Source organism: Gordonia lacunae (assembly GCF_002149015.1).
Lineage (GTDB): Bacteria > Actinomycetota > Actinomycetes > Mycobacteriales > Mycobacteriaceae > Gordonia > Gordonia lacunae.
Window position 1 is genome coordinate 42,213 of record NZ_NGFO01000023.1, and the last position, 24,080, is coordinate 66,292.

Here is a 24,080-nt window from a genome sequence, read left to right on the forward strand (position 1 = left end):
GAGCGCCGGCGCCGGGAGCGCAGCGAGCGGGCCGAATCAGGGCGCCGCGATGTTCCACGTGGAACCAACAGGGGTGTTGGGTTGCCGTTCACACACGGGTAGCCATCGGTTCGTTTCACCCTCCTAACGTGCTCCTCGTCGTGCGCCGGCCCCGTGGCGCGACCATGCTTTCAGAGGAGCCCGTGTGCGTATTCCGTTGCAGCTGTTCATGTCCACCGGCGAGGATGCCGGGCGTTCATCCCGCGCCTACGTGACCTGCCGCTACAAATGCGGCGACGCGTGCCGCCACGATCCGGGAAACACCAGCGACAACACCTACTTCCGAGACGTCGTTCGGACGGCGGTGTCGCGTCGCAGCGTCCTCAAGACCTCGGCCGGCGCAGCCGTGGCGGTCGGTGCGACGTCGCTCCTGGCCGCGTGCGGGGATTCCGGGTCGTCGAACTCGGCCTCGGCGAGCAGCACCACGTCTGGAGATGCACTGCCCGGCATGAGGTTCGATGCCGTGGCACCGAACACCGAGGACGCCGTGGTGATCCCGGACGGGTACCGCCAGGAGGTCGTGATCAGATGGGGTGACCCGGTTCTGCCCGGCGCTCCCGAGTTCGACTTCGCCAACCAGACCCCGGAGGCTCAGGCCGGGCAATTCGGGTTCAACAACGACTTCGCGGGACTGATCCCGGTGGACGGGGTCGCCGACCACCACTACCTGGTCGCCAACCTCGAGTATCCGACCGAGCCGTTCATGTTCGCGGGGTACATCGACGGCGAACCCACCGAACAACAGGCCAGGATCGCGATGGCGTCGGTCGGCATCGCGATCGTCGAGGTCACATCGAAGGCCGGGACCGGTGCACTCACACCCGTTGTGGGCCCGCGCAACCGGCGCCTCACCGCCTCCAGCCCGTTCCGCCTGACGGGACCTGCCGCCGGCAGCGAGTTCGTCAAGACCGCAGCCGACCCGGCCGGGACCACCGTCCTGGGGACCTTCGCGAACTGCTCCGGCGGACTGACCCCGTGGGGCACCATGCTCTCCGGCGAGGAGAACTTCAACAACTACTTCGCCAACCCGAGCACGATCACCGACCCCAAGGCCGCCGAGCGACTCGAACGCTACTCGTTCGACGACGACGGGGACGAGCACCACTGGGGACGGTTCGACAGACGCTTCGATCTGGCTGTCGAGCCGAACGAGGGCAATCGCTTCGGCTACATCGTCGAGGTCGACCCGCACGACCCGAATGCCGTTCCGGTCAAACATAGTTCGATGGGCCGCTTCAAGCACGAGTCGGCGAACATCTACGTCGTCGGCAGCGGGCCGGACAAGGACACCGTCGTCGCGTACAGCGGCGACGACGAGCGGTTCGAGTACATCTACAAGTTCGTGTCGAGCCGGAAGATGAAGTCCGGACTGTCGAAGACCGCGCGCGAGCACAACATGGGCATCCTCGACGAGGGCACCCTCTACGTCGCCACCTTCACCGGGGACTCCCCCGACCCCGTCGACGGTTCCGGAACCCCGCCCGCCTCAGGAAAATTCGCAGGTAAGGGATCGTGGAAGCCCTTGTTGACGGTCAACGCCGACGGGTCGGCGCGCTCCTACATCCCGGGGATGACACCCGCTGAGGTGGCGGTCTTCACGCGACAGGCCGCCGACACCGTCGGCGCGACCAAGATGGACCGGCCCGAGGACATCGAGCCGAACCCGAAGACCGGCAAGGTGTACTGCGCACTGACGAACAACGACGACCGCGGCACCGACGGGAAGGCCGCCGCCGACGCGGTGAATCCCCGCAACGAGAACAAGAACGGCCAGGTTCTCGAGATGACCGACGACCACACCGGCACCGAATTCACCTGGGAACTCCTGCTGGTGTGTGGCGATCCCGGCGCTGCGGACACCTACTACGGCGGCTTCGACAAGACCAAGGTCAGCGCCATCTCCTGTCCGGACAACGTCGCCTTCGATCCGCACGGGAACCTGTGGATCTCGACCGACGGCAACGCACTCGACAGCAACGATGGGCTGTTCGCGGTCGCGCTCGACGGCGAGCGGCGCGGGGAGACCAAGCAGTTCCTGACCGTGCCCAAGGGCGGTGAGACCTGCGGTCCGATCATCGACACCGATCGCGTCCTCATCGCGGTCCAGCACCCGGGTGAACTCGACGATCACTCCGCCGACAACCCGGCGTCGCACTGGCCCGATGGCGGTGACTCCCAGCCGCGACCCGCAGTCGTCGCCGTGTGGCGGGACGGTGGCGCCGAGATCGGCGTCTGACCCGCTCCTCCTCGTTTCGAGCACCCCCGAGTGTCGGCCTGCGCGGCCGGTCTCGGGGGTGTTTCCACTTCACTCACCGACAGGCCGCGCATCGACAACCCGTTCACCTCGCGTTTTCCGTTCTTCCGATCACTTCCGGACAGTCGTCAAGTTTTTTCTTGACGACTGTCAAGAGTTCGCCCTAGTGTGGCGTGCAGCACATGTTGTCTCGACTGTGTCTTGCTTCGCCGCCTGACGCCGACGGCCCTGGCGGTTCTCACTGGAGGTGTAACGATGACGAGCTATGACCTGACCGGACGGACGGCACTGGTCACCGGTGGCGCGCAGGGTCTCGGCGCCGGAATGGCCGAAGCACTGGCCGCAGCGGGTGCCTCCGTCGCGATCGGCGACGTGAACTCGGACGGCGGCCAGCAGACGGTCGAGGCCCTGCGTGCGAAAGGCGCCAAGGCCGAGTTCGTCTCGCTCGATGTCACCGACGATTCGGCTTGGGAAGCCGCCGTGGCGTCCACCGTCGAATCGCTCGGCGGCCTGGACATCGTCGTGAACAACGCCGGCATCGAGGTGACGGACCTCCTGGTCGATCTCGACGCCGACGAGGCATCGAAGATGCTGGGCGTCAACGTGCTGGGCACTGCCCTCGGCATCAAACACGCGTTTCGGGCGATGCGGCCCGGCGGGCTCGCGGGCACGGGCGGTGCGGTCGTGAACATCGCATCCGTCGCTGCGACAATCGCTTTCCCGGGAATCAGCGTCTACTCCGCAACGAAATCGGGGATCGATCGCCTCACCCGCGTCGCGGCCGCGGAGTCGGGCAAGTTGGGGTACGGCGTCCGCGTCAACTCGATCTATCCCGCACTCACCCCGACCGCGATGGGCAACAAGCTCGCCGTCGAGACCGCGGCGCTGGGGCTGTTCGAGTCCCCGGAGGCGGCTGCACAGGCGGTCGCAGAGCTGACCCCCCTGGGCCGACTCGGGCAGGTCGACGACATGGCCGACGCCGTGGTCTTCCTCGTCTCCGACGCCGCGAAGTTCATCACCGGCGCCGGCCTGCCGGTCGACGGCGGGATGGGGATGTAGCAGACCGTCGAACTCCGCTCGCCACAACGCTTTCCACGAACCATCCGCACCAGACCCGAGGAGTCCCACCATGCCCACTGACAAGCGCGTCGTCGTCTACGGAGCGTCCGGTTACACCGGCCGGCTGATCTGTGAATACCTGCGCGAGTACAACATCCCGTTCCTGGCCGCGGGACGCGACCACGCCCGATTGACGAGCGCGGTCGAGGCGGTGCCCGGCATCGACACCGTCGCCTACGACATCGTCGAGGTCGAGCACACGGTCGAGGCACTCACCGAGGCGTTCCGCGGTGCCGACGTCGTGCTCAACACGGTCGGGCCGTTCGCCCGCTACGGTCACGAGGTCGTCCAGGCCTGCCTGGAGATCGGGGCACACTACACCGACACCAACGGCGAGCAGAACTGGATGATCGACGCCGAGGCCCAGTACGGTGCCGAGTTCGCCTCGCGCGAACTGGTGTTGACCCCCGGCCTGGCACAGATGTACTCGATCGGCGAGATCGCGGCGAACATCTGCCTGGAGAACCCGGGACTGGACACCCTCGACATCCAGGTGTTCTGGAAGGGCCACCCGACGGTCGCGTCGACCAACACGATCCTCACCAACGCGGCGTTCGCGAAGGCGTACTACCTCGAGGAGAACGAGTACGTCGAGTGGCCGGCGGATGAAGGTCTGTACACCGTGAGCGTGCCCGGTCAGCACGACCTCGGGCTCGCGCTTCCCTGGGGCGGTACGTCACACCCGGTGTGGTTCAAGAACGATCCGCGCGTGGCCACTGCCAAGGCACTCGGTGGCGTGTTCAATCGTCCGCTGATGCAGGGTGTCCCGGTCCTCGTCGCGGCTGCGCTCGAACAGATGGAGGGCAAGTCCGAGGAGGAGAAGTACCGCATCATCGATGAGCAGTCGGCCGCCATCCGCAGCGAGATGCCGCCTCGGGAGAATCCGCGTCTGAACACCTCGCTGGACTCGGTCTACGCATCGGGACCGCTCGGCCGGGCGCACTGTGTGATCCACGGAAACTCCAACTACAAGCAGACCGCGTTGCTCAACGCGCACGCCGCCAATGAATTGCTGCAGGCACGACCGCGACGTGTCGGCTTCGTCTCCAGCTGCCAGGCGTTCGGACACCGCGAACTGCTCGGCACCCTGCGCGCTTTCGGTCTGGTGCTGGACCCGATCGTGACCGTGCACCGCTGAGGACGACATGCGACTCTCGGAGTATCTCGACAAGGGCGCCTCGCTGGGGCGCGACGCGCCGTGCCTGACCACCGGCGGGGTCACCTCGACCTATGGCGAGGTCCAGGACAGGTCGACGGCGATCGCGGGTGCGTTGCAACACACCGGGATCGAGGCGGGAGATCGCGTCGCCGTCCTCTCGGCGAACGACCCGCTGGCCTTGACGTGCGTCTTCGGCATCTCGCGCGCCGGTGCGGTGTGGTGCCCGGTCAATCCCCGCAACGAGGCCGACGAGAACCGGCAGCTGTTCGACCTCTTCGGATGTCGGCTGCTGTTCTTCCAGGCGAAGTTCGCCGGTCTGGTCGAGAAGATCAGAGATCAGCTGCCGCAGCTGGACTGGCTGATCTGTCTCGACGGTGAGGTGGACTGGGCGACCTCGTTCGACGGCTGGCTCGACGCGCACCGCGCGGAACCGGACGAGAGCCGACGGCCCGACGGCGGCCTGTGCATGCTGGCCGGCACCGGCGGAACGACCGGGCGTCCGAAGGGGGTGCGACTGACCGAGGACAACATGATGACCTCGACCGCGCTGGCGCTGATGAGTTACCCCTTCGGCGACCGTCCGCGCTATCTGGCGCTGGCCCCGCTGACCCACTCGGCGGGGGTGCTGACGTTTCCCATCCTCAGCCTCGGCGGCGAGGTCGTGATCATGCCGGCGCCCGACATCGGCGAGTTCCTGGCGCTGATCGAGCGGCATCGGATCACGCACGCCTTCCTGCCACCGACAGTGATCTACGGGGTCTTGGACCACCCTGATCTCGACGATCGGGACCTGTCGTCGTTGCGGTGCCTCTGGTACGGCGCCGCGCCGATGTCACCGACGCGACTCGAGGAAGCGCTGACCCGCATCGGTCCCGTGCTCGGCCAGTTGTTCGGTCAGACCGAGGCGCCGAACATGATCGCGACCCTCGCACCCGCCGAACACTTCCACGACGACGGGACGATGGCGACCGAGCGGTTCAGTTCGGCGGGTCAGCCGACACCGCTGACCACGGTGGCGATCATGGGTGCGGACGGAACCCTGCTGGGACGGGGTGAACGCGGCGAAATCGTCGTCCGCGGCCCGCTGGTGATGGACGGCTATCACGAGAACCCCGAGGCGACGGCCGAGGTGAGTGCGCACGGCTGGCACCACACCGGGGACATCGGCTACCTCGACGACGACGGATACCTCTTCGTCGTCGACCGGGCCAAGGACATGATCATCACGGGTGGATTCAACGTCTACTCGGCCGAGGTCGAGCAGGCGCTCCTCGCGCACCCGGCGGTGAAGGACTCCGCTGTCATCGGTCTGCCCGATCCCAAGTGGGGCGAACGCGTGACCGCCGCGGTGGAACTGCGCGCGGGTCACGATGTCGACGCCGCGGAGCTCATCGCCTTCGTCAAGGAACGGATCGGCAGCGTGAAGGCTCCGAAGGAGATCGAGATCTGGACCGAACTGCCTCGTTCGAAGGTGGGCAAGATCCTGAAAACCGAGGTCCGAGGCGCTTTCGGCTAGCCGGATCGGAACCCGCCGAGCGCCCACCCTGCCGGACGCGGACAAGCGTCGAATCCGGCAGGGTGGGTACACTCGGGTCTCGAACTCCACGATTCCCCAGCAAGGACGGCGAGATGACACAGGTCGTCGACCGACAGGCCCGCATCGAGGCCCGCTCACGCGACAAGTTCCAGGCGAAGCGCGACGAGCTGGCCATGGCGACTCTGACGACGCTGGCCGAACTGGGGTACGCGCGGACGAGTCTGCGCGAGATCGCGCAGAATTCCGAGTACTCACACGGGGTCTTGCACTACTACTTCACCGACAAACTCGATCTCATCGCCCACGCGGTGCGGCAGTACGAGGCCGTCTGCGTCACCCGCTACGACGAAGTCGTCGCCAACGCGGTCACCGCCACCCGGTTGCGCGACGAGTTCGCCGACACGTTCTTCGCCGGCATGCACTCCGAGGCGTCCATTCACCGGCTCTGGTACGACCTGCGCAATCAGAGCATGTTCGACGACTCGTTCCGTGCGGACGTCATCGAGATCGAGAGCCGGCGCGAAGAGATGATCTGGCGCGTCGTGGACAGGTTCTGCGAGCTGTCGGGGAACCAGCCCGCGGTGACGCCCGCGGTCGCCTACATCGCACTCGACGGCATCTTCCAGCGTGGGCTGCTCAGCGAGATCGACGGTCGGCCCGACGGTGTAGCGAGCGCCCGACGCGACCTCATCGCGTTCTTCGACGTCGTGGGGCACCGCTGACCGTCTGACCAGTCGAGTCGCGCGTTCGTGCGCAGCATCACAGCACCCTGCCCTAATACTTCGAAGTCCTAAGTATTAGACTTTCTAAACGTGCCCGCTTCCGACCCCGCCCAGCTCGCCCAGACCCTGCGGCCGACGATCACGAGGCTCTACCTCGCTCTTCGCCGGCGCGCACCGTCGGTCGAGCTGACCGCGGCGCAGATGTCCGCCCTGAGCGTCCTCGCCGACCACGGGTCGATGCGCATGGGTGAATTCGCCGACCGCGAATCCATCCGCATGCCGACAGCGACGTCGGTGATCGACGGACTCACGAAACACGAACTGGTCGAACGCAGTCCCGATCCCAACGACCGTCGAGCCGTGCTCGTCGGCCTCACCGAGCACGGGCGCACCCTCGTCCGGCAGATCCGCGAACAGCGCGACGTCATCCTGACCGGTGCACTCGCCGAACTCAGCGATGAGCAGCGCGACGCCATCGCCGCGGCCGGACCGGCCCTGCAGGCCCTGCGCGACCAACTCGACAACCATCCGGCATCGCGCGCCGCATCCCCGGCGCGCGTGTGAGCGGGCGGCCGCGGCGCCGGCCGACCCGCCTGATCTGGCAAAGGACCCCATGACCGTCACCGAACACACCCCCAGCGGCACCGTCGCGAGCGGCGCCGACCAGGCCGCGGCCGAACCGTCGATGCTCGCCTCCCTCCGGGCGCAACCGCGCGCGGTGTGGATCACCGCATTCGCCGCCGTCATCGCCTTCATGGGCATCGGCCTCGTCGACCCGATCCTGCACAGCATCGCCGAAGCGCTGAACGCCCCGCCGGAGAAGCTCACCCTCCTGTTCGGTGTCTACGTCGGCGTCCAGTGCGTCGCGATGCTGCTGACCGGCTGGGCCGCATACCGTTTCGGCCCCCGGCGAACCCTCACCGTCGGGCTGGGACTCATCGTCGTCGCCGCCGGCGTCTCGGCCTTCGCCGACAACATCGACCAGCTCATCGCCTACCGGGTGATCTGGGGTCTCGGCAACGCGTTGTTCCTCGCCACCGCACTGGCTTTCATCGTCCAGTCCGCGGTCGGCAACCGCAACAGCGCCATCATGATGTACGAGGCCGCGCTGGGGATCGGGCTGGCCGTCGGCCCACTCCTGGGCGCCACTCTCGGCGAATGGACGTGGCGCGCACCGTTTGCCGGAACTGCGCTGCTGATGCTGGCCGGTGCCGTTCTCTGTGCGGTCATGCTGCCCGCCGACGGCCCGCGATCCGAACGGGTCCGGGTGCGGATCGTCGACCCGCTCAAGGTCCTGCGCAATCGCACGCTGTTCGTCACCTCCGTGGGTTCCGCCTTCTACACCGGCGCACTGTTCACCGTGATCGCCTGGGCGCCCATCGCGATGGGTCTCCGGCCCATCTACGCGGGCCTGGTCTTCTTCGGCTGGGGCCTGCTCACCGCCGTCGCGGGCGTCTTCGTGGCACCGCTCCTGGCCAAGCTCGTCGGTGAGAAGGCCGGTGTCATGGTCGCCATCTCGACGTACGGACTGGTCATGGTGCTGGCCGGAATCGGCACGGCCACCGGACAGGTCTGGCTGATCGGTCTGGCCGTCATCCTCTCCGGCTTCCCCTCGGGCGTGCTCAACACCCTGTTCACCGACGTCGCGATGTCGGCGGTCGGCGGCGACACCCCGCGGTCGGTCTCGAGTGCCGGGTTCAGCTTCCTCCGCTGGATGGGCGCCGCCATCGCGGCCGTGCTGGTCGCCTACCTCGCGAAGTGGACCGGCTCGGAGGCGACGCCGTGGTGGTTCGCCACCGGATACTGCGTCGTCGCGCTCGGCGCGGTGTCGCTGGCGAAGGTCGCCCACGACCGCAAGGTCGCCGACGACGCCGCACTCATCGGAGCCGAGGAGTTCTGAGCCTCCCGCACGCGCACCTTTCTGCTCCTGCGGTGCGAGCTGCGAGCGTCGCGACCTTCCCCCACCTAATCCGAAAGAACCACATGATTCCTGGTCCCTGAGGTGTGAGGAGCGATAGCGACGAGCCTCGAAGGGCCGGCGAGGCACGTCACCATGCCCTTCGTGGCTCGCTTCGCTCGCACCTCAGGGAGCAGAGAAGCAGGCCCCCGCCGCTCCGTCGGGCGGGCCCTTTCGTCGTCCACGACGGCCGAGCGTCACCCCCGCTCCCTGAGGAGCGAGCTTGCGAGCGTCACGAAGGGTCCTGGTGAGATGCGTGGCAGACCCTTCGTGACGCGCCCTCCGCAAGCTCCGGACGCTCCTCAGGGCACGGCAACTGGTCTCTCCCTCCGCAAGCTCCGGACGCTCCTCAGGGCACGGCAACTGGTCGCCCCCTCCGCAAGCTCCGGCCGCTCCTCAGGGAACGGCGATTGGTCGCGCCTGGCACCCTCAGGGAGCAAAGGCGGGACGGGTGCGGATCTGCGAATCAATGACCGGCAGGCGGATCGCCCGGTACCGTCCGCGGGATGACGGATTCCAAAGTGATCGTCGCCATCCGGGGTGGTGGACCCGCGCGTGCAGATGTCGCCGCCCTCGTCGAACGATGCGCAGCGGCCGGGGCCACGCGCGTCCAGGTCAACCTCAGCGACGACCCGGTGTCGGGCGCCATGCGCATCGACGAACTCGATCCGCCCATCACCGCGGTGGTGGCGTTCTGGGCCCCCGACCCCGGCGCGGTTCTCGCCGTCGTCGACGACGGCCTCCACGGTCCGATCGCCGCCTGGGAGGTCACCGATCGAGCGCCGCTGAATCCAAAACTCCCCGCCGACGGGTCGCGCATCGACGCGCTGTCCAACATCGCGTTCCTGCGCCGCCCCGACGACCTCGACCGCGACGAGTGGCTCCGACGGTGGCTGGACGATCACACACAGGTCGCCATCGACACCCAGGCCACGTTCGGGTATGTCCAGAACATCGTCGAACGACCGCTGACCGAGAACGCCCCGTCGGTCGCGGCCATCGTCGAAGAACTGTTCCCGATGGAGGCGGTCAACGACATCCACGCGTTCTACGGGAGCGGCGGAGACCAGCAGGAACTGGAACGGCGGATGACCCTGATGCTCGAGAGCGTCACGCGGTTCGGTGCCGATCGCCATCTCGACGTCGTGCCGACCTCGCGTCACGACTTCGACCTCAACCGGTCGCGGGCCTGAATCAGGCTGTCACACAGCCGAATCCGGGAACGCGATCACCGACAGAAAGCGCACCGGCAGTTCGACGAGTTCGACGGGACCGTGTGCCCCCTCGCCGTCGAGCTGTAGCGAGTCGCCCGGGTGCATCCGGTACACCGAGCGACTGTGAGCGTAATCCAGGACGCCTTCGAGGACGTAGAGGAATTCGGTTCCGGCGTGCTGGAACAGCGGTTGGGTGACCGACTTCTCGGTCAGGGTGACGAGTAGGCATTCGAGCCGCTTGTGCTCTCCGCGCAACGACCCGAGCAGTTCGTACTCGTGGCCCTCCCGAGATCCCTCGCGGATGATCTCCGAGCCCTCACCCGCTTTGACGAACACCGCCGAGCGCTCCATCTCGGCACCCCGGAACAGCGAGGTGACCGACACGTCGAATCCGTTGGCCAGGCGGGCCAGGGTGCTGAGGCTGCACGAGGTCTGGGCGTTCTCGATCTTCGACAGCATCGCCTTCGAGATGCCGACGCGAGTCGCCATGTCTCCCACGGAGAGTCCCTGCTGGCGTCGCAGGCGCCGCACGTTGTGCGCGATCGCGGTCTCGAGTTCCAACTCCTCGACCGACTGGTCGACGGGCCGCTCTCGCGCTGTGCCGGATTGATTCCGGATCAAAGGGTCGTCCGTCACGCTGCCAGCATAGTGAGAAACACCGTTCACTGACAGTTGACACACGAAGACACCTCCCGTCGACGGTCGAGCCGAAGCGCACTCGGTCGGGCCGGTCAGCGCATCTCGCCGGCTCCGACATAGGGGAAGCGCGTCGTCAGCAGGTCACCCTCCGCGAACCGTGTGAACCGGAAGTCCGACTCGGGGATCCGCGGGTCCGCGCTACGCCCGTCGACCACGAGATCGGCGATCAACCGGCCGACCGCCGGCGAGATCTTGAACCCGTGGCCACTGAACCCGGCTGCCAGCACGAGCCCCTCCAGGGGTCCACGGGAGATGATCGGATTCCAGTCGGGCGTGACGTCGTAACACCCGGCATAACTCGTGGTGATCGCCGGATCGGTGAAACCGGGGAATCGCGTGCCGACCTTCTCGACGGTGAGGTCGATGAAGTCCGAATCCGCGCGATTGCGGTAGTCGTCCGGATCTGCGACGTCGAGAGCCGCGAGATCGCTGTTGCCGAAGAGGATCTCACCGCGGACGTCGGGGCGGACGTACTGCAGCGACACCAGATCGGAGAACACGGGCACGTCGCCGAGCGCGTCACCGGGATGGATCATCACGATCTGTTCGCGGTGCACCTCGATCGGGACGTCGACTCCGTAGGGAGCGAGGAACGGCCTGGACCAGACTCCGGTGGCGACCACGACGGTGTCCGCGGAGATCGTCGAACCGTCCGCGAGACGAACCCCCGTCACCCGGTCCGCGTCGAGGACCAGGCCGGTCACGGTGGTGCCCTGACGGATTCGGATTCCCGTCGCCCGCGCCGAGGCCGCGAAGGCCTGCGCGGTCTGGTAGGCATCCCCGTAGCCGCCGCGCTCTTCCCAGCCGAACGCCGCGAACGGTTCGAGGTCGGCGGCCGGCCACATCGCGGCCACGTCGGCGGCGTCGATCTCCTCGGTCTGCACGCCGACCGCGCGCTGCGCTGCCAGACTCTTCCGCATGTTCTCGACATTCGGTTCGCCCACGCCGACGACGTAACCGGTCTGGCGGAACCCGATGTCGGAGCCGAAGATCTCCTCTGCCTTCTCGAAGACCTCCAGACCGATCGCGGCCATCGCCGCCAGCGAACCCACTCCGTAGTGGCACCGCACGATGCCCGACGACTTGCCGGTCATCCCACCGCCGACGGTGTCCCGCTCGCAGACGATCACATCGGTGATGCCGCGTTGTCCCAACGCCCAGGCGGCCGCCGCGCCCTCGAGCCCGCCACCGACGATGACGACCGACGCGGTCTCGGTGCTCACAGCCCGGTCCCCGGAATCCAGTTCGTCCCGGCGAGCGGAACGCGTGCCATCGCCGACGCCTCGATCGAGATGGCGACGAGGTCTTCGGGCTCCAGATGCTGCAGGTGCGCCTTGCCGCACGCACGGGCGATCGTCTGGGCCTCCATCGTCATCACGCGAAGGAAGTTCGCGAGACGCTTCCCGCCGAGCACCGGATCGAAACGCGCCGACAGTTCGGGGTCCTGCGTGCTGATGCCCGCGGGGTCGCGCCCGTCCTGGAAGTCGTCGTAGAATCCGGCGGCCGAGCCCAGCGCCTCGTACTCCGCGGCGTGACGCGGGTCGTTGTCCCCCAACGCGATCAGCGCCGCTGTTCCGATGGCGACGGCGTCGGCGCCGAGCGCCATCGCCTTCGCGACGTCGGCGCCGTTGCGGATTCCACCCGACACGACGAGCTGCACCTCTCGGTGCACCCCCAACTCCTGCAGGGCCTGAACCGCCTGCGGGATCGCGGCCAGCGTGGGGATACCGACGTGTTCGATGAAGACATCCTGGGTCGCTGCCGTTCCACCCTGCATCCCGTCGACCACGACGACGTCGGCACCGGAGTGCACCGCGAGCTTCACGTCGTAATAGGTGCGGGTGGCACCGACCTTCACATAGATCGGCTTCTCCCAGTCGGTGATCTCCCGCAACTCGTTGATCTTGATCGCCAGGTCGTCGGGCCCGGTCCAGTCGGGGTGACGGCACGCGCTCCGCTGGTCGATACCCTGCGGCAGGGTCCGCATGCCGGCGACGCGCTCCGAGATCTTCTGTCCCAGAAGCATTCCGCCGCCACCGGGCTTGGCGCCCTGGCCGAGTACGATCTCGATCGCATCGGCCTTGCGCAGATCGTCCGGATTCATGCCGTACCGCGACGGGAGGTACTGATAGACGAGATGCTTCGACTGCCCCCGCTCTTCGGGCGTCATGCCGCCATCGCCCGTGGTGGTGGACGTGCCGACCTCCGAGGCGCCGCGCCCGAGTGCTTCCTTCGCCCCGGCCGACAGCGCCCCGAAGCTCATCCCGGCGATCGTCACCGGAGTAGAGAGATGCAACGGGTACTTCGCATTTCGGCTGCCGAGGACGACGTCGGTGTCGCAGCGTTCGCGGTACCCCTCGAGGGGGTAGCGGGACATCGACGCGCCGAGGAACAGCAGGTCGTCGAAATGCGGCAGCTTGCGCTTGGCGCCCCAGCCACGGATGTCGTAGATGCCGGTCTCGGCGGCGCGCTGGATCGCGGCGATGGTGGTGCGGTCGAAGGTGGCCGACTCCCGCAGGCCGCGCTGTTCGATGCTCAGTTCGTTGGTCATGGTGATTCTCTTTCGTCGTGTGGTCGTGCGCCGTCTCCGCTCCCTGAGGAGCGAGCTTGCGAGCGTCACGAAGGGTCTCGCACGCTCGGTCCCCAGACCCTTCGTGACGCGCCCTCCGCAAGCTCCGGACGCTCCTCAGGGAGCAGGCGGTTGCGCGCCCTCCGCAGGCTCCGGACGCTCCTCAGGGAGCAGGCGGTTGCGCACCCTCCGCAGGCTCCGGACGCTCCTCAGGGAGCAGGGGGGGACGCCCCTCGCACCTCAGGGAGCAACGGAGGCTCAGTACGCGGAGGTGTTGTCGACCTTGAAGTGATAGAGCTCCCGGGCCGACCCGTAGCGGGTGTAGTCGCGGGGATCGTCGTCGCCGAACCCGGCGGCCTTCAGCAGACCGGCCAGCTCTTCGAGGTGTTCGGCGCGCATCGGCTTCGCGATGCAGTCGGCGCCGAGCGACGCGACCTCGCCGCGCACATAGATACGCGTCTCGTAGATCGAGTCGCCGAGACCGTCGCCGGCGTCGCCGCGGACGACCAGACGGCCGGCCTGTGCCATGAACGCGCTGTTGTGCCCGACGTTTCCACCGACGACGATGTCGACGCCCTTCATCGAGATGCCGCACCGTGCCGCGGCGTCGCCCTCGACGACGAGGAGCCCGCCGTGCGCGGTGGCACCGGCCGACTGCGAGGCGTTGCCCTTCACGATGACGCTGCCGCTCATCATGTTCTCGGCGACACCCGTACCGGCGTTGCCGTTGATCGTCACCTCCGCCTGCTGGTTCATACCGGCCGCGTAATAGCCGACGTGCCCGTTGATGGTGATCTTCAGCGGGAGGTTGACCCCGGCGGCGACGCTGTGGGCGCCGGCTGGGTTGTCGATGACGATCTCTCCCGAGATGTCGCCGTGCAGCATCGAATTGATTTCGCGCAGGGCGGTATCCGCGAGGTCGAAGGTGTGATTGGGGCTCATCGTCTCAGCTTTCGCCGTGTCGGTGGAGGCGGGAACGGAAGGTCGGGTGGGCAACTCGGCGGTCATCGCGTCCATGCGTAGACGACCTCCGGCTCGGGCTCCCAGATGCGTGCGTTCGCCACACCGGGCAGCTTGGCCAGCGCACGGTACTCACTCGCCATCGCCACCCAGTCGTCGGTCTCGGCGATGACGGCCGGTTTGCACGCGATCGCGTCCCGGACCACGGCGAACGAGTCGCGGTTGGACACGAGCAGGGTGTAGAAGCCGTCGAAGGTCGCGCACACCTCTTTCAGCGCTGTCTCCACGTCTTTGCCCGCCGCCAGCTGGTGCGCGACGAAGCGGGCACCCACCTCGGTGTCGTTCTCGCTGTCGAACTCCACCCCCGCGGCGCGGAGTTCGCGCCTGATGGTGGCGTGGTTGGCGAACGAGCCGTTGTGGACCAGACACTGTTCGGGACCGACCGCGAACGGATGGGCACCCGAGGAGGTGACGGCCGACTCGGTCGCCATCCGGGTGTGTCCGACCCCTTGCCACCCCGAAGCCGCTGCCAGTCCCCAGGATTCGGTCAGTTCTCGGGGCGCACCGACGCCTTTGAGCACGGTGAGGTCGGACCCGAAGCCCGCGACGAGCGCGTGCGGGTATGCGGCGCGTGCGGCGGCCAGCAGTTCGTCGGCCGTCACCGCTGCCGAGGCCACGAGCGTGACGTCGATCGTCTGCGCCGAGACCGTCACGCCGAGTGCCGAGCTCAGAGTGGCCGACACCTCGTCGGGGACGACCTCGAGTTCGAGGAGGGAGATGCAGCCGTGCCCCGGGGGAGCCCAGGCGGGGTTGCCGTAGACGGCGATACCCGCCGAATCCGCTCCGCGGTCCTGCATCTCGCCGAGCATCTCGGCGAGCATCTCGCCGAGCCGGGGGTGGAGGTCCGGGTTGCGCAGATGCAACCCGACGATTCCGCACATGGTCAGGTCCTTACGTCGAGAAGTGGATGTTGCTGTCTGAGAGATGGTTCGGTCGGAGTCGGCGGTCAGAACGCGGTGAGGTACTTGTCGACCTCCCACGACGTGACCGCCGCGTGCCAGTCGAAGAACTCGTCGCGCTTGAGTCCGGCGAAGTACGCCGAGACCCGCTGCTGATCGTCCGGCCAGTCCTCCGGCATCGCGGCGTCGAGCGCGCCGGCGACCACCGCGTCGAGTTCGAGCGCCTCCACTGCGTGCAGGAGCGTGAGCGGCAGTTCGGCGATGTGGCCGGGACAGTTTCCGACGGCACCGGGATCGAGACTCCGCTTGATGCCGTCGAGTCCGGCTCCGAGGAGTGCGGCGACGGCCAGGTACGGATTCGCCGATCCGTCGCCACCGCGGAGTTCGACGCGATGCTCGTCGGGCACGCGGATGTAATGGGTGCGATCGTTGCCGCCGTAGGTGGCCCGCCGCGGCGCCCAGGATGCCCCCGAACGGGTCGCGGTTGCCCCGGTTCGCTTGTAGGAGTTCACCGTCGGGGCGATGACGGCTTGCAGGGCGGGCGCATGCTCCAGGATTCCGCCGATGAAACCGTACGCCGTCTCCGACAGGCCGAGTCCGCGGTCGTCGTCGGTGACCTGGGGGAACACCGGGTCCCCCGCCTGGGTCAGCGAGAGATGGAAATGCAATCCCGATCCGGTGCGCTCGGCGAAGGGCTTCGGCATGAAGGTCGCGATCATGCCTTTGTCCGCGGCCAGGGCCGAGAGCAGGTAGCGGAGTGTGACGACGCGATCTGCCGTCGTCAGCGCGTCGGAATAGGCGAAGTTCTGCTCGAACTGGCCGTTACCGTCCTCGTGGTCGTTGGCGTAGTTGCTCCAACCGAGCTGGTTCATCGCGGTGGAGACCGTGGTCAGGTGCTCGTACATCCGCGTCAGGCCGCGCACGTCGTAGCAGGGCTTGTCGGAGTCATCGGCAGCGTCGGCAGTGACGAGGGAACCGTCTGCTCCCCGCTTGAGCAGGAAGTACTCGACCTCGGCACCGACCCACGGCTCGAACCCGGCGTCCGCGGTCTGCGCGATGAGAGCCTTGAGGATGTTGCGGGGCGCGAATGGCCAGGGCTTGCCCTCGACATGCGGATCGCACTGGACGACGGCAAGGCCCTCTTTGATGAACGGGATGGGTAGGAAGGAACGGACGTCGGGGATCGCGATGAGGTCGGGATCCTTTGGCTCCTGCCCGATCGCGCCTACCGCGTAGCCGGCGAAACCTACGCCGTCGGACGCCAATTCGTCGACCGCCTCCACCGGCACCAGTTTGGCGCAGGGTTTGCCGCGAAGGTCGACGAACATCGCGAGGATGAACTTGGTGCCGTGCGTCGCGCAGAGATCGGCGAGGTCGCCGGTCGTCGTCTCGGTGGTTGTCATCATGTGCTCCGGGGGTCGACTCTAGGGGCTTCTGGTCCGCGTGTCCACTCTTGTGAACCTTTGTCTACTATTAGTAGACCTGCTGGATGTTTCGACCCTGTTTCGAGTTCGTGAGCGGTGGGTGTCGGTTTGCCCGACAACGATTTCCGCGCCGACCACGAAGACGGATCGGGGGCCCACCGGCGAACGGTGGGCCCCCGAGCTGTCGTGTCGGACGACTTCGGCGTCGATCAGACCCCGGCCGGTGGCGCCGAGGCCGGAGCGGACGCCGGCATCGCCTCCTCCACCTTCTCCGCGGCGCGCGCCGGTGACATCGTCGCCAATCCGCCGGCGTGTCCCACTGATGCACTGGGGATTTCGTAGGCGGTCTCGGCGTGCAGCACGGCGTCGAGGCCGGTCACCTCGGTCTCTTCGTCGACGCGCAGGCCGATCAGCTTGTCGAGTCCCTTCGCGATCAACCAGGTCATCACGAACGAATAGGTGCAGGTGATCAGGATGCCCGCGAGCTCACGCCACACGATGTCCACCGGACCGCCGAACAGGATGCCCTGGACCCCGGCCGGAGCGGCCTCGGTGGCGAACAGCACGATGCAGAGGGTTCCGACGATGCCGCCGATTCCGTGCACGGCGAAGGCGTCGAGCGTCTCGTCGATCTTGAGCCGGTTCTTGAAGCTCAGCAGGAAGGCCACGACCGCGGCGGCGAAGATGCCGACGCAGAGCGCGCCGAGCGGTGCCATGCTGCTCGCCGCGGGGGTGATGCCGACCAGACCCGCGACGGTGCCGGTGATCATCCCGAGCGAGGTCACGTGCCCTTCGCGCCACCTCTCGATGATCGCGAAGCCGATCATGCCGGCGGAACCGGCCAGCAGCGTGTTCAGGATGACCGCCTGCGCGAGGAAGTTGGCACCGAGCGCACAGCTGCCGTTGAATCCGAACCAGCCGAAGAACAGGATGCCGCCGCCCATGATGGTCATCGGTACGTTGTGCGGCCGTTCCATCCGTCGCTTCCGGGCGCCCAGCACGACGGCGAGCGCGAGTGCTGCGACTCCGGAGTTCATGTGCACCGCGGTTCCGCCTGCGTAGTCGACGATCTCGAGGTCGTTCAGCAGGAAGCCGCCGCGGTAATTGTCATCGACGTCGGCCGCGAAGACCCAGTGCGCCACCGGGAAGTACACCACCAGCAGCCAGATCGGCGCGAAGACGAGCCACGCCGAGAACTTCATCCGGCCGGCCGCGCCGCTGGCCACGATGGCGATCGTGATGGCCGCGAACAGGATGAACCAGGCCGCGTAATACAGGGTCTGGGTGGCGCCGGAGGCGTCGTCGGTGAGCCAGTTGGTCAAGCCGATGTAGTCGGTCGGGTTGCCGATGAGGCCCCACCCGCCCACCGACGGACCGGACACCAGCCCGTGCCCGATCACGACGTAGAGGACCGCCGTGATCGCCAGAGTGGACATGACCATCGTCATGATGTTGAGGACGTTCTTCGATCCGACCATGCCGCCGTAGAAGAACGCCAGGCCGGGGAACATCAGCAGGACGAAGACGAAGGCCGCCAGCATCCATGCCAGATCGGCATTGGCGGCGAGTATGGGTTCCATGAGCGATCTTTCGGTTCAGGGACTCTGCGAGAAGTCGGGTGTTCGGGACCGGAGCTCACGGGCATCATTGACCGCGCAGATAGGCGACGACACTGTCGCGATAGTCGAGAAATCCCTTGTAGGCGGCGATGTCCTCGCCGAGCGTCTCGATGACGGTCGCCAGTTGACCGGCCCACTCGGAAATGCGCTTCACCTCCTCGAGTGAGGCCATGAATGTCCGAATATTGAACGTCACCGCACCCGTCATCGGCAACCGGACGAAGTGTTCCAGCTCGATTCGCAGTCGTGCGCGGGCAAAATCGCCATCGGCGACCATGCCCGGGACGTCGCCGGCCCACTCCGGTAGTTCCTCGAGGCTGACGTCCAGCTTGTGTGAGTCCGACGCCGACAGCGTCCAGTTCACCCGGCGGTACACCTGATCGGCGGGTAGCCTGCGCAGGAACTGCTCGGCGCGGGCGACGATGCCTTCGCGGAGCATGCGGGGAACGGGTGCGTGAATCTCGTACATGTCCATGCCGACGTCGAACGACACCGACCATGCGGCGGCGAAGGTGACCACGCCGGCGTCGAAGTACAGGTGGCCGTCGCGTTCGGTGACGAGCAACAGGTCGTCGGGTATCTCTCGGGCCAGGAACTCCATCGGGCCGCACGGGAGCGTGGCCGCGTCCCCGAGGACGAAGCTCTGATCCGTGCCGAGAAGCCGGTTCCGCCAGCGGAATCGGCCGTCGCCGTGTTCGAGGAGCGTCATGTCGCGGGGGTAGGCGTGGGCGAGATCGCGGAAGTAGTACAGGAGCAGGTCCCAGCACGCGAGTTCCATACCGGGGCGCACCCGCACGCGTGTCCGATCGGCGTCGAGGATGCGCCGGCGCTCGGCCATGATCTCCGGGTACTCGGCGCCGCCGAGATCGACCAGGTGCCTACCCCATTCGCCGCCGCGAGTCGGCCGCGGGTTCCGCGCCGGCTCGACGTTCACGGTGTAGGAGAACTCGTCCAGGTCGTCCGGGAAGGGCCACGGCAGGTTCGCCAGGTGGTCGACCCTCCGGGTCGGGAACGAATCGATGCTCACAGGTCCACCTCGATGTCCTCGCCGCGCGACACACAGCACAGCATGGCGTCCCCCGCCGCTTTCTCGTCGTCGGTCAAGACGAAGTCACGATGCTCGATCCGACCGCTCCGCACCGGGATGCGGCACTCCCCGCACACGCCCTGGCGGCACAGACTGGACACCGGGATCCCGGTGTCGCGCAGTCGCTGCAGCAGCGACACACCCGCCGGCACGTCGACGCGGACACCGGAGGACGCCACCGTGACCGTGAACGGGTCGCCGGGCTCCTGCTCCGGCGCGGTGAATCGCTCGAGATGGACGCGCGCGCCGGGCCACCCGGCGGCGTCCGCGAGCCGCGTGTAGACCTCGAGCAGCGACGCGGGGCCGCACGCGTAGGCATGCGTGCCCAGCGGTTGGGCACGCAACCGATCGGCGATGAGCTCCGCGGTCGCCACGGCACCGGACACCTCGTGCAGCGTCACGGAGGGTTGCGCCGCGAGAGCTCGCAGATCATCGGCATGAGCACCGCTGCCGCGGCGATATGAGTAGACGATGTCGGTGCGACGTCCGTCACGGGCGAGCGCACGGGCATGGGACAGCACCGGCGTCACCCCGATCCCGCCGGCCACGAGCAGTGCCCCTCGCTGATCGAGCACCGGGGCGAACATCGAACGCGGACCCTCGATCTCGACGATGGAATCCTCGATGAGGTTGTCGTGCAACCAGTCCGAACCACCGCCGGCACCTCGACGCAGCACCGAGATGCCATAACTGGTCGGATACATCCCGTCGTCGACGAGCGAGTAGGCGTTTCGCTGTCCGCCTGCGGCGATGATCAGGTGGCTGCCCGGTTGATACGCGGTCAGGACCGGCGCGGCGCCGTCGACCGATCCGAACCGGAAATGGGTCACGTCGTCGGTCAGTCGGCGCACCGCAAGGACGCGCATCGGCCGGGGACCGGTCACGTAGGCGGGGTGGAGATGAGCCGGATACTCCCCCACCACGGGCGCGGTCATGCGTCGCCACCCGCGGCGGAACCCAGGAAACCTCCGACCACCGGCGAATGGTGTTCGTGCACTTCGAGATCCCGAGCACACCCGGGGCACGCGACGACCCCGCCGACGACGACATCGACACAGAAGGTGTCCCGGCAGTGCGCGCAGTAGAGCGGCAGGTCGCGGGTGTGGGTAACATAGGACGACAATTCGGCTGCCACCGCGCCGGCAGTGCGAGCCATCGCCAGCGCGGTCATCACGTCATACTGTCCACCGGTCACCAGGATCCGGGTGCCGATGCGGCACTCGGCCAGAGCCGTCCGAAGAGCCGAGCGGTCGTGCGATCCGACGAGGGAATCCAGGACCAGCAGCCGCGTCGGGCCGGCAGCCTCAGCCGCCGCGACCCAGTTCCGGGACACATGCGCGACCCCCGCGTCGTCTCCGATCGCCACGACGAGGAACTCGGACCCGGAGGTGTCGACGGCCGGCGGCGAGGTGGGCCAGCGCGGCATCCCGGGACCGGGTGTCGTGGTCGGTACGGGCGCGGCACCGCGCAGCCACTGCGCCGCACGATCCCGGAACTTGATGATGCCCTTGTAATCGGCCATGTCACCGGGCAATTCGGCCAACACCTCCGCGGTGCGCCGACGCCAGACCTCGACGCTCGCGAGTTGTTCGAGCGGCAGCATGTAGGTCCGGATCAGGAACATCACCGCACCCGAATCGGGTAACCGGATGAGATGTTGCACTTCCACCCGGAGATGCACCCGTCTACCGAACTCGTCGTCGGACACCCGCTGGATGGTCTCCCGGTCGGGCCCCCACTCGTGGTAGATCTCGGTCGAGACGTCGAGTCGACGGTCGATGGTCAAGGTCCAGTTGGTCCGCCGGTAGGGCTGATGGGGTTGTAGACGCTTGAGGAACTCGTGTGCGCGGGTGATCACGCCTTCCTGGCGTACGCGCGGCACCGGGCCGTGGATCTCGAGAAAACTCATCCCGACGTCGAAGCCGAAGCTCCAGTCGGCGGCGAAGGTGACGACGCCGGCGTCGACGTACAGCTGGTCGTTGCGCTGGTCGAGGAGCGCGATGTCCTCCTGGATCTGAGAGGTGATGTAGCGCAACGGTTCTTCAGGGAGAGTCGCCGGATCGCCATAGCGGAAGCGCTGCTCGATCCCCAGGATCTCGTTGCGCCACAGCCAGGTGTCGGCGCCGGTCGGCCGGAGTCGCATCTGTTCGGGATAGGTTTCGTCGAGCTCTCGCATCAGGGTCAGCATCGCGTCCCACGCGGCCGGGACCATGTGCGGCAGCACCGCGTGGCGGGTTGGATCGGCGGCGAGGATCATCGCGCGTCGGTCGAGTTCGTCTCGGTACTCCGAGTCGATGTCGACCACCGCAGCGCCCCATCGGCCGGCCGCGGTGGTCACCGGCGTCTGAGCGGGTTCGACGTTCGTGCTGTACCGATAGCGGTCCTCGGGGAACGGGAACGGGAAACCGGCGACGAGGCCGGCCAGTGCGTCGGCCCCGGTCGACGGGTCGGACATGGTCGTCACAGCGGAACCTCCAGAATGCTCGCGGCGGCCGCGCGTGAGACACACGGCATGATGGCAGTTCCCGCGTTCTTCTCCTCGGCGCTCAGGTAGAGGTCGCGGTGGATCGGGGTACCGCCGGCGACCGGGATGCGGCATTGGCCGCACACTCCCTGACGGCAGAGATTCGGCACGACGACACCCTCGTTCTCGAGGGCATCCAGCAGGCTCGTCCCCGATGGCACGTCGACCGTGCGGGCCGATGCCGTCAGCGCCACGCGGAACGGGTCACCGTCGTCGAGGGCACCGACACCGAAACGTTCGTGGTGCACCCGTGACCCGGGCCAGCCTGCGTCCGCGGCGGCGTCGACCACGGCGTCGATCATGGCCGGTGGCCCGCACACGTACAGGTGCGTCCCGATCGGTTGGGTCCGCAGCGACCGTGGGAGACGATCGGCGAAAGAGAGACGGTCGGTGAACAATTCGGCACGCATCCCGGCGAGCGCGGTGACCTCGTCGAGATGAGCCGCGGCCGACTCGCGAAAGACATAGAGGAGTTGCACGTCACGACGCCACCGCACCGCGGCGCGCAGGTGCGACACCATCGGCGTGATCCCGATCCCGCCGGCGATCAGGAGATGCTTGCGCGCCCGGGCCATCGGTGCGAACGCGCTGCGCGGCACACCGACGGTCACGGTCGTGCCGACGTCGAGCTCGTCGTGGAGCCAGCGCGACCCGCCTTTCCCGTCGTGGTGGCGCAGCACCGAGATCGAATAGTGCGACGGATGTGTGCCGTCACCGGTGAGGCTGTAGGCGTTGGTGACGGGGCCCGCGTGCACGACCAGGTGGCTGCCCGGGACGTATCCGGGCAGCGCGTTCCCGTCGGGGTCGGCGAGAGTGATCGTGCGGATGTCCCGCGTGGGGTTCTCGATTGCGGTCACGACGAGTTGCCTCGTCGCCGCGGCAGACGCGCGGCGCAGAGCGGGCTCGGTCGTGCTCATCTCGGCGACTCCGGTGTTCATGAGACGGTTTCCTCGACTGATTCGGTACCCGGACAAAGAGGTTGGGCCGTCTCGGCGTCGACCATGAAACCGAGGTACTGCCCGGTTCGGCGTGAGACGTGGTGGTACACGAGCAGGTCACGGCGGCACCCGGCACACGGGACTACGTCGTCGACGGCGGCGGTTGTCCGGGTCACCGCTCGACAGTGTGCGCAGAAGACCTCCACGACGACCCCCTGCCCGGTGTTCACCGGCGCGACCGCGATCTCGTCGTCCTCCAGCCCGGCGCCGAGCGCGACCGCACGCAGTGCCAGTGCCGATCCGACCTCCGCGGTTATCCAGACCCGAACGCCGACAACGGCGTCGGCCAGCACGCCGGCGAGGAGTGTGGCTGCGGAGTCGGTGTCGGAGTGGATACGCCGGGTGGCACGCGGTGGCAGATCCGACTCCCAGCGAGCAAGGGTCTCGGCGACGTCCCCGACACCGACCAGCACATAGGAACTGCCGGTCGGCATCGGCGACGTCACCTGGCTCGGATCACCGGGGCGCGCCCAGGTCGGCACGCTGGAGAAGGCGATCTGCGACATGGCCGCGGCTCAGAGGAGGGTGGCGTCGCGCAGCCCGGTGTAGAAGGCGAGCGCGTAGTCGGGGGTGCTGAAGTAGATCTTCGATCCCTTCGGGAAGAAGATCGCGTCCTTGGCCTTGGCCACCGTCTTCTGCCCGGTCTCCTTGTTCTCCAGGAGGAACTCACCTTCGAGGACGACCTTCATCTCGTCGTACTCGTATTCGTAGTACAGCGGTTCGTCGGTGTGGCGCAGCTCGAAATAGCCGCTGCACATGGGACTTCCGTCGGGGTTCTCGTAGACGTCTCCGATGAAGCCCTCGGTGCCCGGGTACTCGGCCTCGGGCATCTTCGGCAGATCCTCGTATCCGCCGCTGGTCACGCGGAACTCCAACGCCTTGGCACTCTCGATGGTCACGATGCTCCTTCACGGTTTCACGGGGCGTACTCGCGGGAAGCGGTACGTCGATGACTTTCGGGGATCCGCCGCAGGGCGATGACTCCCCTCAGTGGACTTTGTCCCCTCTTATGAAACAAGCATTGTGTTTCGGACGTGTGACGGCTCTGTAATGCCGTGCTACACACCCGACCCGCCTCCGACACCGCGCACCGGCGCTGCTCGTTTCGGGCCCCGGCACGACGGGTACCGCGGACGGCAAGCCGGTTCCGCCTCATGCGAGCGATCCGGCCCAGGTGCCCGGTTGAGAACCCAGCCGGGCACCGCCCGGCGGCCCGGTGCCCAGCGGTCGAGTCTCCCGG

General features: G+C 67.4%; 21 protein-coding genes. 8 read left to right on the forward strand and 13 right to left on the reverse strand.

Going from position 1 to position 24,080, the window contains the following annotated elements; genetic code table 11:
- Positions 1-184: 184 nt before the first annotated feature.
- The 8 genes from CA982_RS18370 to CA982_RS18405 all read left to right on the forward strand — a co-directional run bounded on the left by CA982_RS18370 (position 185) and on the right by CA982_RS18405 (position 9,980).
- On the forward strand, positions 185-2,275 hold the full coding sequence (locus CA982_RS18370; protein WP_086536703.1) for a PhoX family protein: 2,091 nt from the start codon (positions 185-187) through the stop codon (positions 2,273-2,275).
- 273 nt (positions 2,276-2,548) lie between these two features.
- Entirely contained in the window at positions 2,549-3,352 is an 804-nt protein-coding gene (locus CA982_RS18375; protein WP_086536704.1) for an SDR family NAD(P)-dependent oxidoreductase, read from the forward strand.
- Positions 3,353-3,422: 70 nt separating this feature from the next.
- The gene (locus tag CA982_RS18380; RefSeq protein WP_086536705.1) at positions 3,423-4,550 is read left to right on the forward strand and encodes a DUF5938 domain-containing protein; all 1,128 of its coding nucleotides are present in this window, start codon (positions 3,423-3,425) and stop codon (positions 4,548-4,550) included.
- A gap of 7 nt (positions 4,551-4,557) precedes the next feature.
- Positions 4,558-6,087: an acyl-CoA synthetase gene (locus CA982_RS18385; RefSeq protein WP_086536706.1), complete on the forward strand. Its 1,530-nt coding sequence runs from the start codon at positions 4,558-4,560 to the stop codon at positions 6,085-6,087.
- Between the two features lie 113 nt (positions 6,088-6,200).
- Entirely contained in the window at positions 6,201-6,830 is a 630-nt protein-coding gene (locus CA982_RS18390; RefSeq protein ID WP_086536707.1) for a TetR/AcrR family transcriptional regulator, read from the forward strand.
- A 90-nt stretch (positions 6,831-6,920) separates the two neighbouring features.
- Positions 6,921-7,394 (forward strand): MarR family winged helix-turn-helix transcriptional regulator, encoded by a 474-nt coding sequence (locus tag CA982_RS18395; protein ID WP_086536708.1) that lies wholly within the window; start codon positions 6,921-6,923, stop codon positions 7,392-7,394.
- 49 nt (positions 7,395-7,443) lie between these two features.
- Positions 7,444-8,730, forward strand: coding sequence for an MFS transporter (locus CA982_RS18400; protein ID WP_086536709.1), 1,287 nt, complete (start codon positions 7,444-7,446; stop codon positions 8,728-8,730).
- Between the two features lie 563 nt (positions 8,731-9,293).
- A complete protein-coding gene (locus tag CA982_RS18405) occupies positions 9,294-9,980 on the forward strand; it encodes an EthD domain-containing protein (RefSeq protein ID WP_086536710.1) in 687 nt (228 codons plus the stop codon).
- Between the two features lie 9 nt (positions 9,981-9,989).
- Here the strand turns inward: CA982_RS18405 and CA982_RS18410 are convergent, their stop codons facing one another.
- The 13 genes from CA982_RS18410 to CA982_RS18470 form a co-directional block, all read right to left on the reverse strand.
- On the reverse strand, positions 9,990-10,682 hold the full coding sequence (locus tag CA982_RS18410) for a helix-turn-helix domain-containing protein (protein ID WP_086536711.1): 693 nt from the start codon (positions 10,680-10,682) through the stop codon (positions 9,990-9,992).
- A gap of 50 nt (positions 10,683-10,732) precedes the next feature.
- Positions 10,733-11,923 carry an NAD(P)/FAD-dependent oxidoreductase gene (locus CA982_RS18415; protein ID WP_086536712.1) on the reverse strand — a complete coding sequence of 397 codons (1,191 nt, stop codon included), beginning with the start codon at positions 11,921-11,923 and terminating at the stop codon, positions 10,733-10,735.
- Positions 11,920-13,251 (reverse strand): FMN-binding glutamate synthase family protein, encoded by a 1,332-nt coding sequence (locus CA982_RS18420; RefSeq protein ID WP_086536713.1) that lies wholly within the window; start codon positions 13,249-13,251, stop codon positions 11,920-11,922. Before CA982_RS18420 ends, CA982_RS18415 begins: the two co-directional genes overlap by 4 nt.
- Before the next feature lie 276 nt (positions 13,252-13,527).
- Positions 13,528-14,286, reverse strand: a complete 759-nt coding sequence (locus tag CA982_RS18425) for a GltB/FmdC/FwdC-like GXGXG domain-containing protein (RefSeq protein WP_086536714.1) — start codon at positions 14,284-14,286, stop codon at positions 13,528-13,530.
- On the reverse strand, positions 14,274-15,170 hold the full coding sequence (locus CA982_RS18430; RefSeq protein WP_086536715.1) for a class II glutamine amidotransferase domain-containing protein: 897 nt from the start codon (positions 15,168-15,170) through the stop codon (positions 14,274-14,276). Before CA982_RS18430 ends, CA982_RS18425 begins: the two co-directional genes overlap by 13 nt.
- A 65-nt stretch (positions 15,171-15,235) precedes the next feature.
- Positions 15,236-16,594 carry a type III glutamate--ammonia ligase gene (gene glnT / locus CA982_RS18435; protein ID WP_425269090.1) on the reverse strand — a complete coding sequence of 453 codons (1,359 nt, stop codon included), beginning with the start codon at positions 16,592-16,594 and terminating at the stop codon, positions 15,236-15,238.
- A gap of 227 nt (positions 16,595-16,821) precedes the next feature.
- Positions 16,822-18,192 (reverse strand): ammonium transporter, encoded by a 1,371-nt coding sequence (locus CA982_RS18440; protein WP_086536716.1) that lies wholly within the window; start codon positions 18,190-18,192, stop codon positions 16,822-16,824.
- 64 nt (positions 18,193-18,256) lie between these two features.
- Positions 18,257-19,258, reverse strand: coding sequence for a heme-dependent oxidative N-demethylase family protein (locus CA982_RS18445; RefSeq protein WP_086536717.1), 1,002 nt, complete (start codon positions 19,256-19,258; stop codon positions 18,257-18,259).
- Positions 19,255-20,253 carry a PDR/VanB family oxidoreductase gene (locus CA982_RS18450; RefSeq protein WP_086536718.1) on the reverse strand — a complete coding sequence of 333 codons (999 nt, stop codon included), beginning with the start codon at positions 20,251-20,253 and terminating at the stop codon, positions 19,255-19,257. Before CA982_RS18450 ends, CA982_RS18445 begins: the two co-directional genes overlap by 4 nt.
- The gene (locus CA982_RS18455) at positions 20,250-21,773 is read right to left on the reverse strand and encodes a heme-dependent oxidative N-demethylase family protein (RefSeq protein WP_167383374.1); all 1,524 of its coding nucleotides are present in this window, start codon (positions 21,771-21,773) and stop codon (positions 20,250-20,252) included. Before CA982_RS18455 ends, CA982_RS18450 begins: the two co-directional genes overlap by 4 nt.
- A 5-nt stretch (positions 21,774-21,778) precedes the next feature.
- A complete protein-coding gene (locus CA982_RS18460) occupies positions 21,779-22,780 on the reverse strand; it encodes a PDR/VanB family oxidoreductase (protein WP_086536720.1) in 1,002 nt (333 codons plus the stop codon).
- Positions 22,777-23,346, reverse strand: a complete 570-nt coding sequence (locus CA982_RS18465; protein ID WP_086536721.1) for a dimethylamine monooxygenase subunit DmmA family protein — start codon at positions 23,344-23,346, stop codon at positions 22,777-22,779. Before CA982_RS18465 ends, CA982_RS18460 begins: the two co-directional genes overlap by 4 nt.
- A 9-nt stretch (positions 23,347-23,355) precedes the next feature.
- Positions 23,356-23,739, reverse strand: a complete 384-nt coding sequence (locus CA982_RS18470) for a cupin domain-containing protein (RefSeq protein ID WP_058252945.1) — start codon at positions 23,737-23,739, stop codon at positions 23,356-23,358.
- Between the last annotated feature and the right edge of the window lie 341 nt (positions 23,740-24,080).

Bases quoted from the DNA above. Each gene is read 5' to 3' on its own strand.
- CA982_RS18385 (WP_086536706.1), top strand. From the start codon at position 4,558: ATGCGACTCTCGGAGTATCTCGACAAGGGCGCCTCGCTGGGGCGCGAC.
- CA982_RS18465 (WP_086536721.1), bottom strand. From the start codon at position 23,346: ATGTCGCAGATCGCCTTCTCCAGCGTGCCGACCTGGGCGCGCCCCGGT.
- CA982_RS18380 (WP_086536705.1), top strand. From the start codon at position 3,423: ATGCCCACTGACAAGCGCGTCGTCGTCTACGGAGCGTCCGGTTACACC.
- CA982_RS18400 (WP_086536709.1), top strand. From the start codon at position 7,444: ATGACCGTCACCGAACACACCCCCAGCGGCACCGTCGCGAGCGGCGCC.
- CA982_RS18460 (WP_086536720.1), bottom strand. From the start codon at position 22,780: ATGAACACCGGAGTCGCCGAGATGAGCACGACCGAGCCCGCTCTGCGC.
- CA982_RS18425 (WP_086536714.1), bottom strand. From the start codon at position 14,286: ATGGACGCGATGACCGCCGAGTTGCCCACCCGACCTTCCGTTCCCGCC.
- CA982_RS18405 (WP_086536710.1), top strand. From the start codon at position 9,294: ATGACGGATTCCAAAGTGATCGTCGCCATCCGGGGTGGTGGACCCGCG.
- CA982_RS18420 (WP_086536713.1), bottom strand. From the start codon at position 13,251: ATGACCAACGAACTGAGCATCGAACAGCGCGGCCTGCGGGAGTCGGCC.
- CA982_RS18430 (WP_086536715.1), bottom strand. From the start codon at position 15,170: ATGTGCGGAATCGTCGGGTTGCATCTGCGCAACCCGGACCTCCACCCC.
- CA982_RS18455 (WP_167383374.1), bottom strand. From the start codon at position 21,773: ATGTCCGACCCGTCGACCGGGGCCGACGCACTGGCCGGCCTCGTCGCC.
- CA982_RS18440 (WP_086536716.1), bottom strand. From the start codon at position 18,192: ATGGAACCCATACTCGCCGCCAATGCCGATCTGGCATGGATGCTGGCG.
- CA982_RS18450 (WP_086536718.1), bottom strand. From the start codon at position 20,253: ATGACCGCGCCCGTGGTGGGGGAGTATCCGGCTCATCTCCACCCCGCC.
- CA982_RS18390 (WP_086536707.1), top strand. From the start codon at position 6,201: ATGACACAGGTCGTCGACCGACAGGCCCGCATCGAGGCCCGCTCACGC.
- glnT (WP_425269090.1), bottom strand. From the start codon at position 16,594: ATGATGACAACCACCGAGACGACGACCGGCGACCTCGCCGATCTCTGC.
- CA982_RS18375 (WP_086536704.1), top strand. From the start codon at position 2,549: ATGACGAGCTATGACCTGACCGGACGGACGGCACTGGTCACCGGTGGC.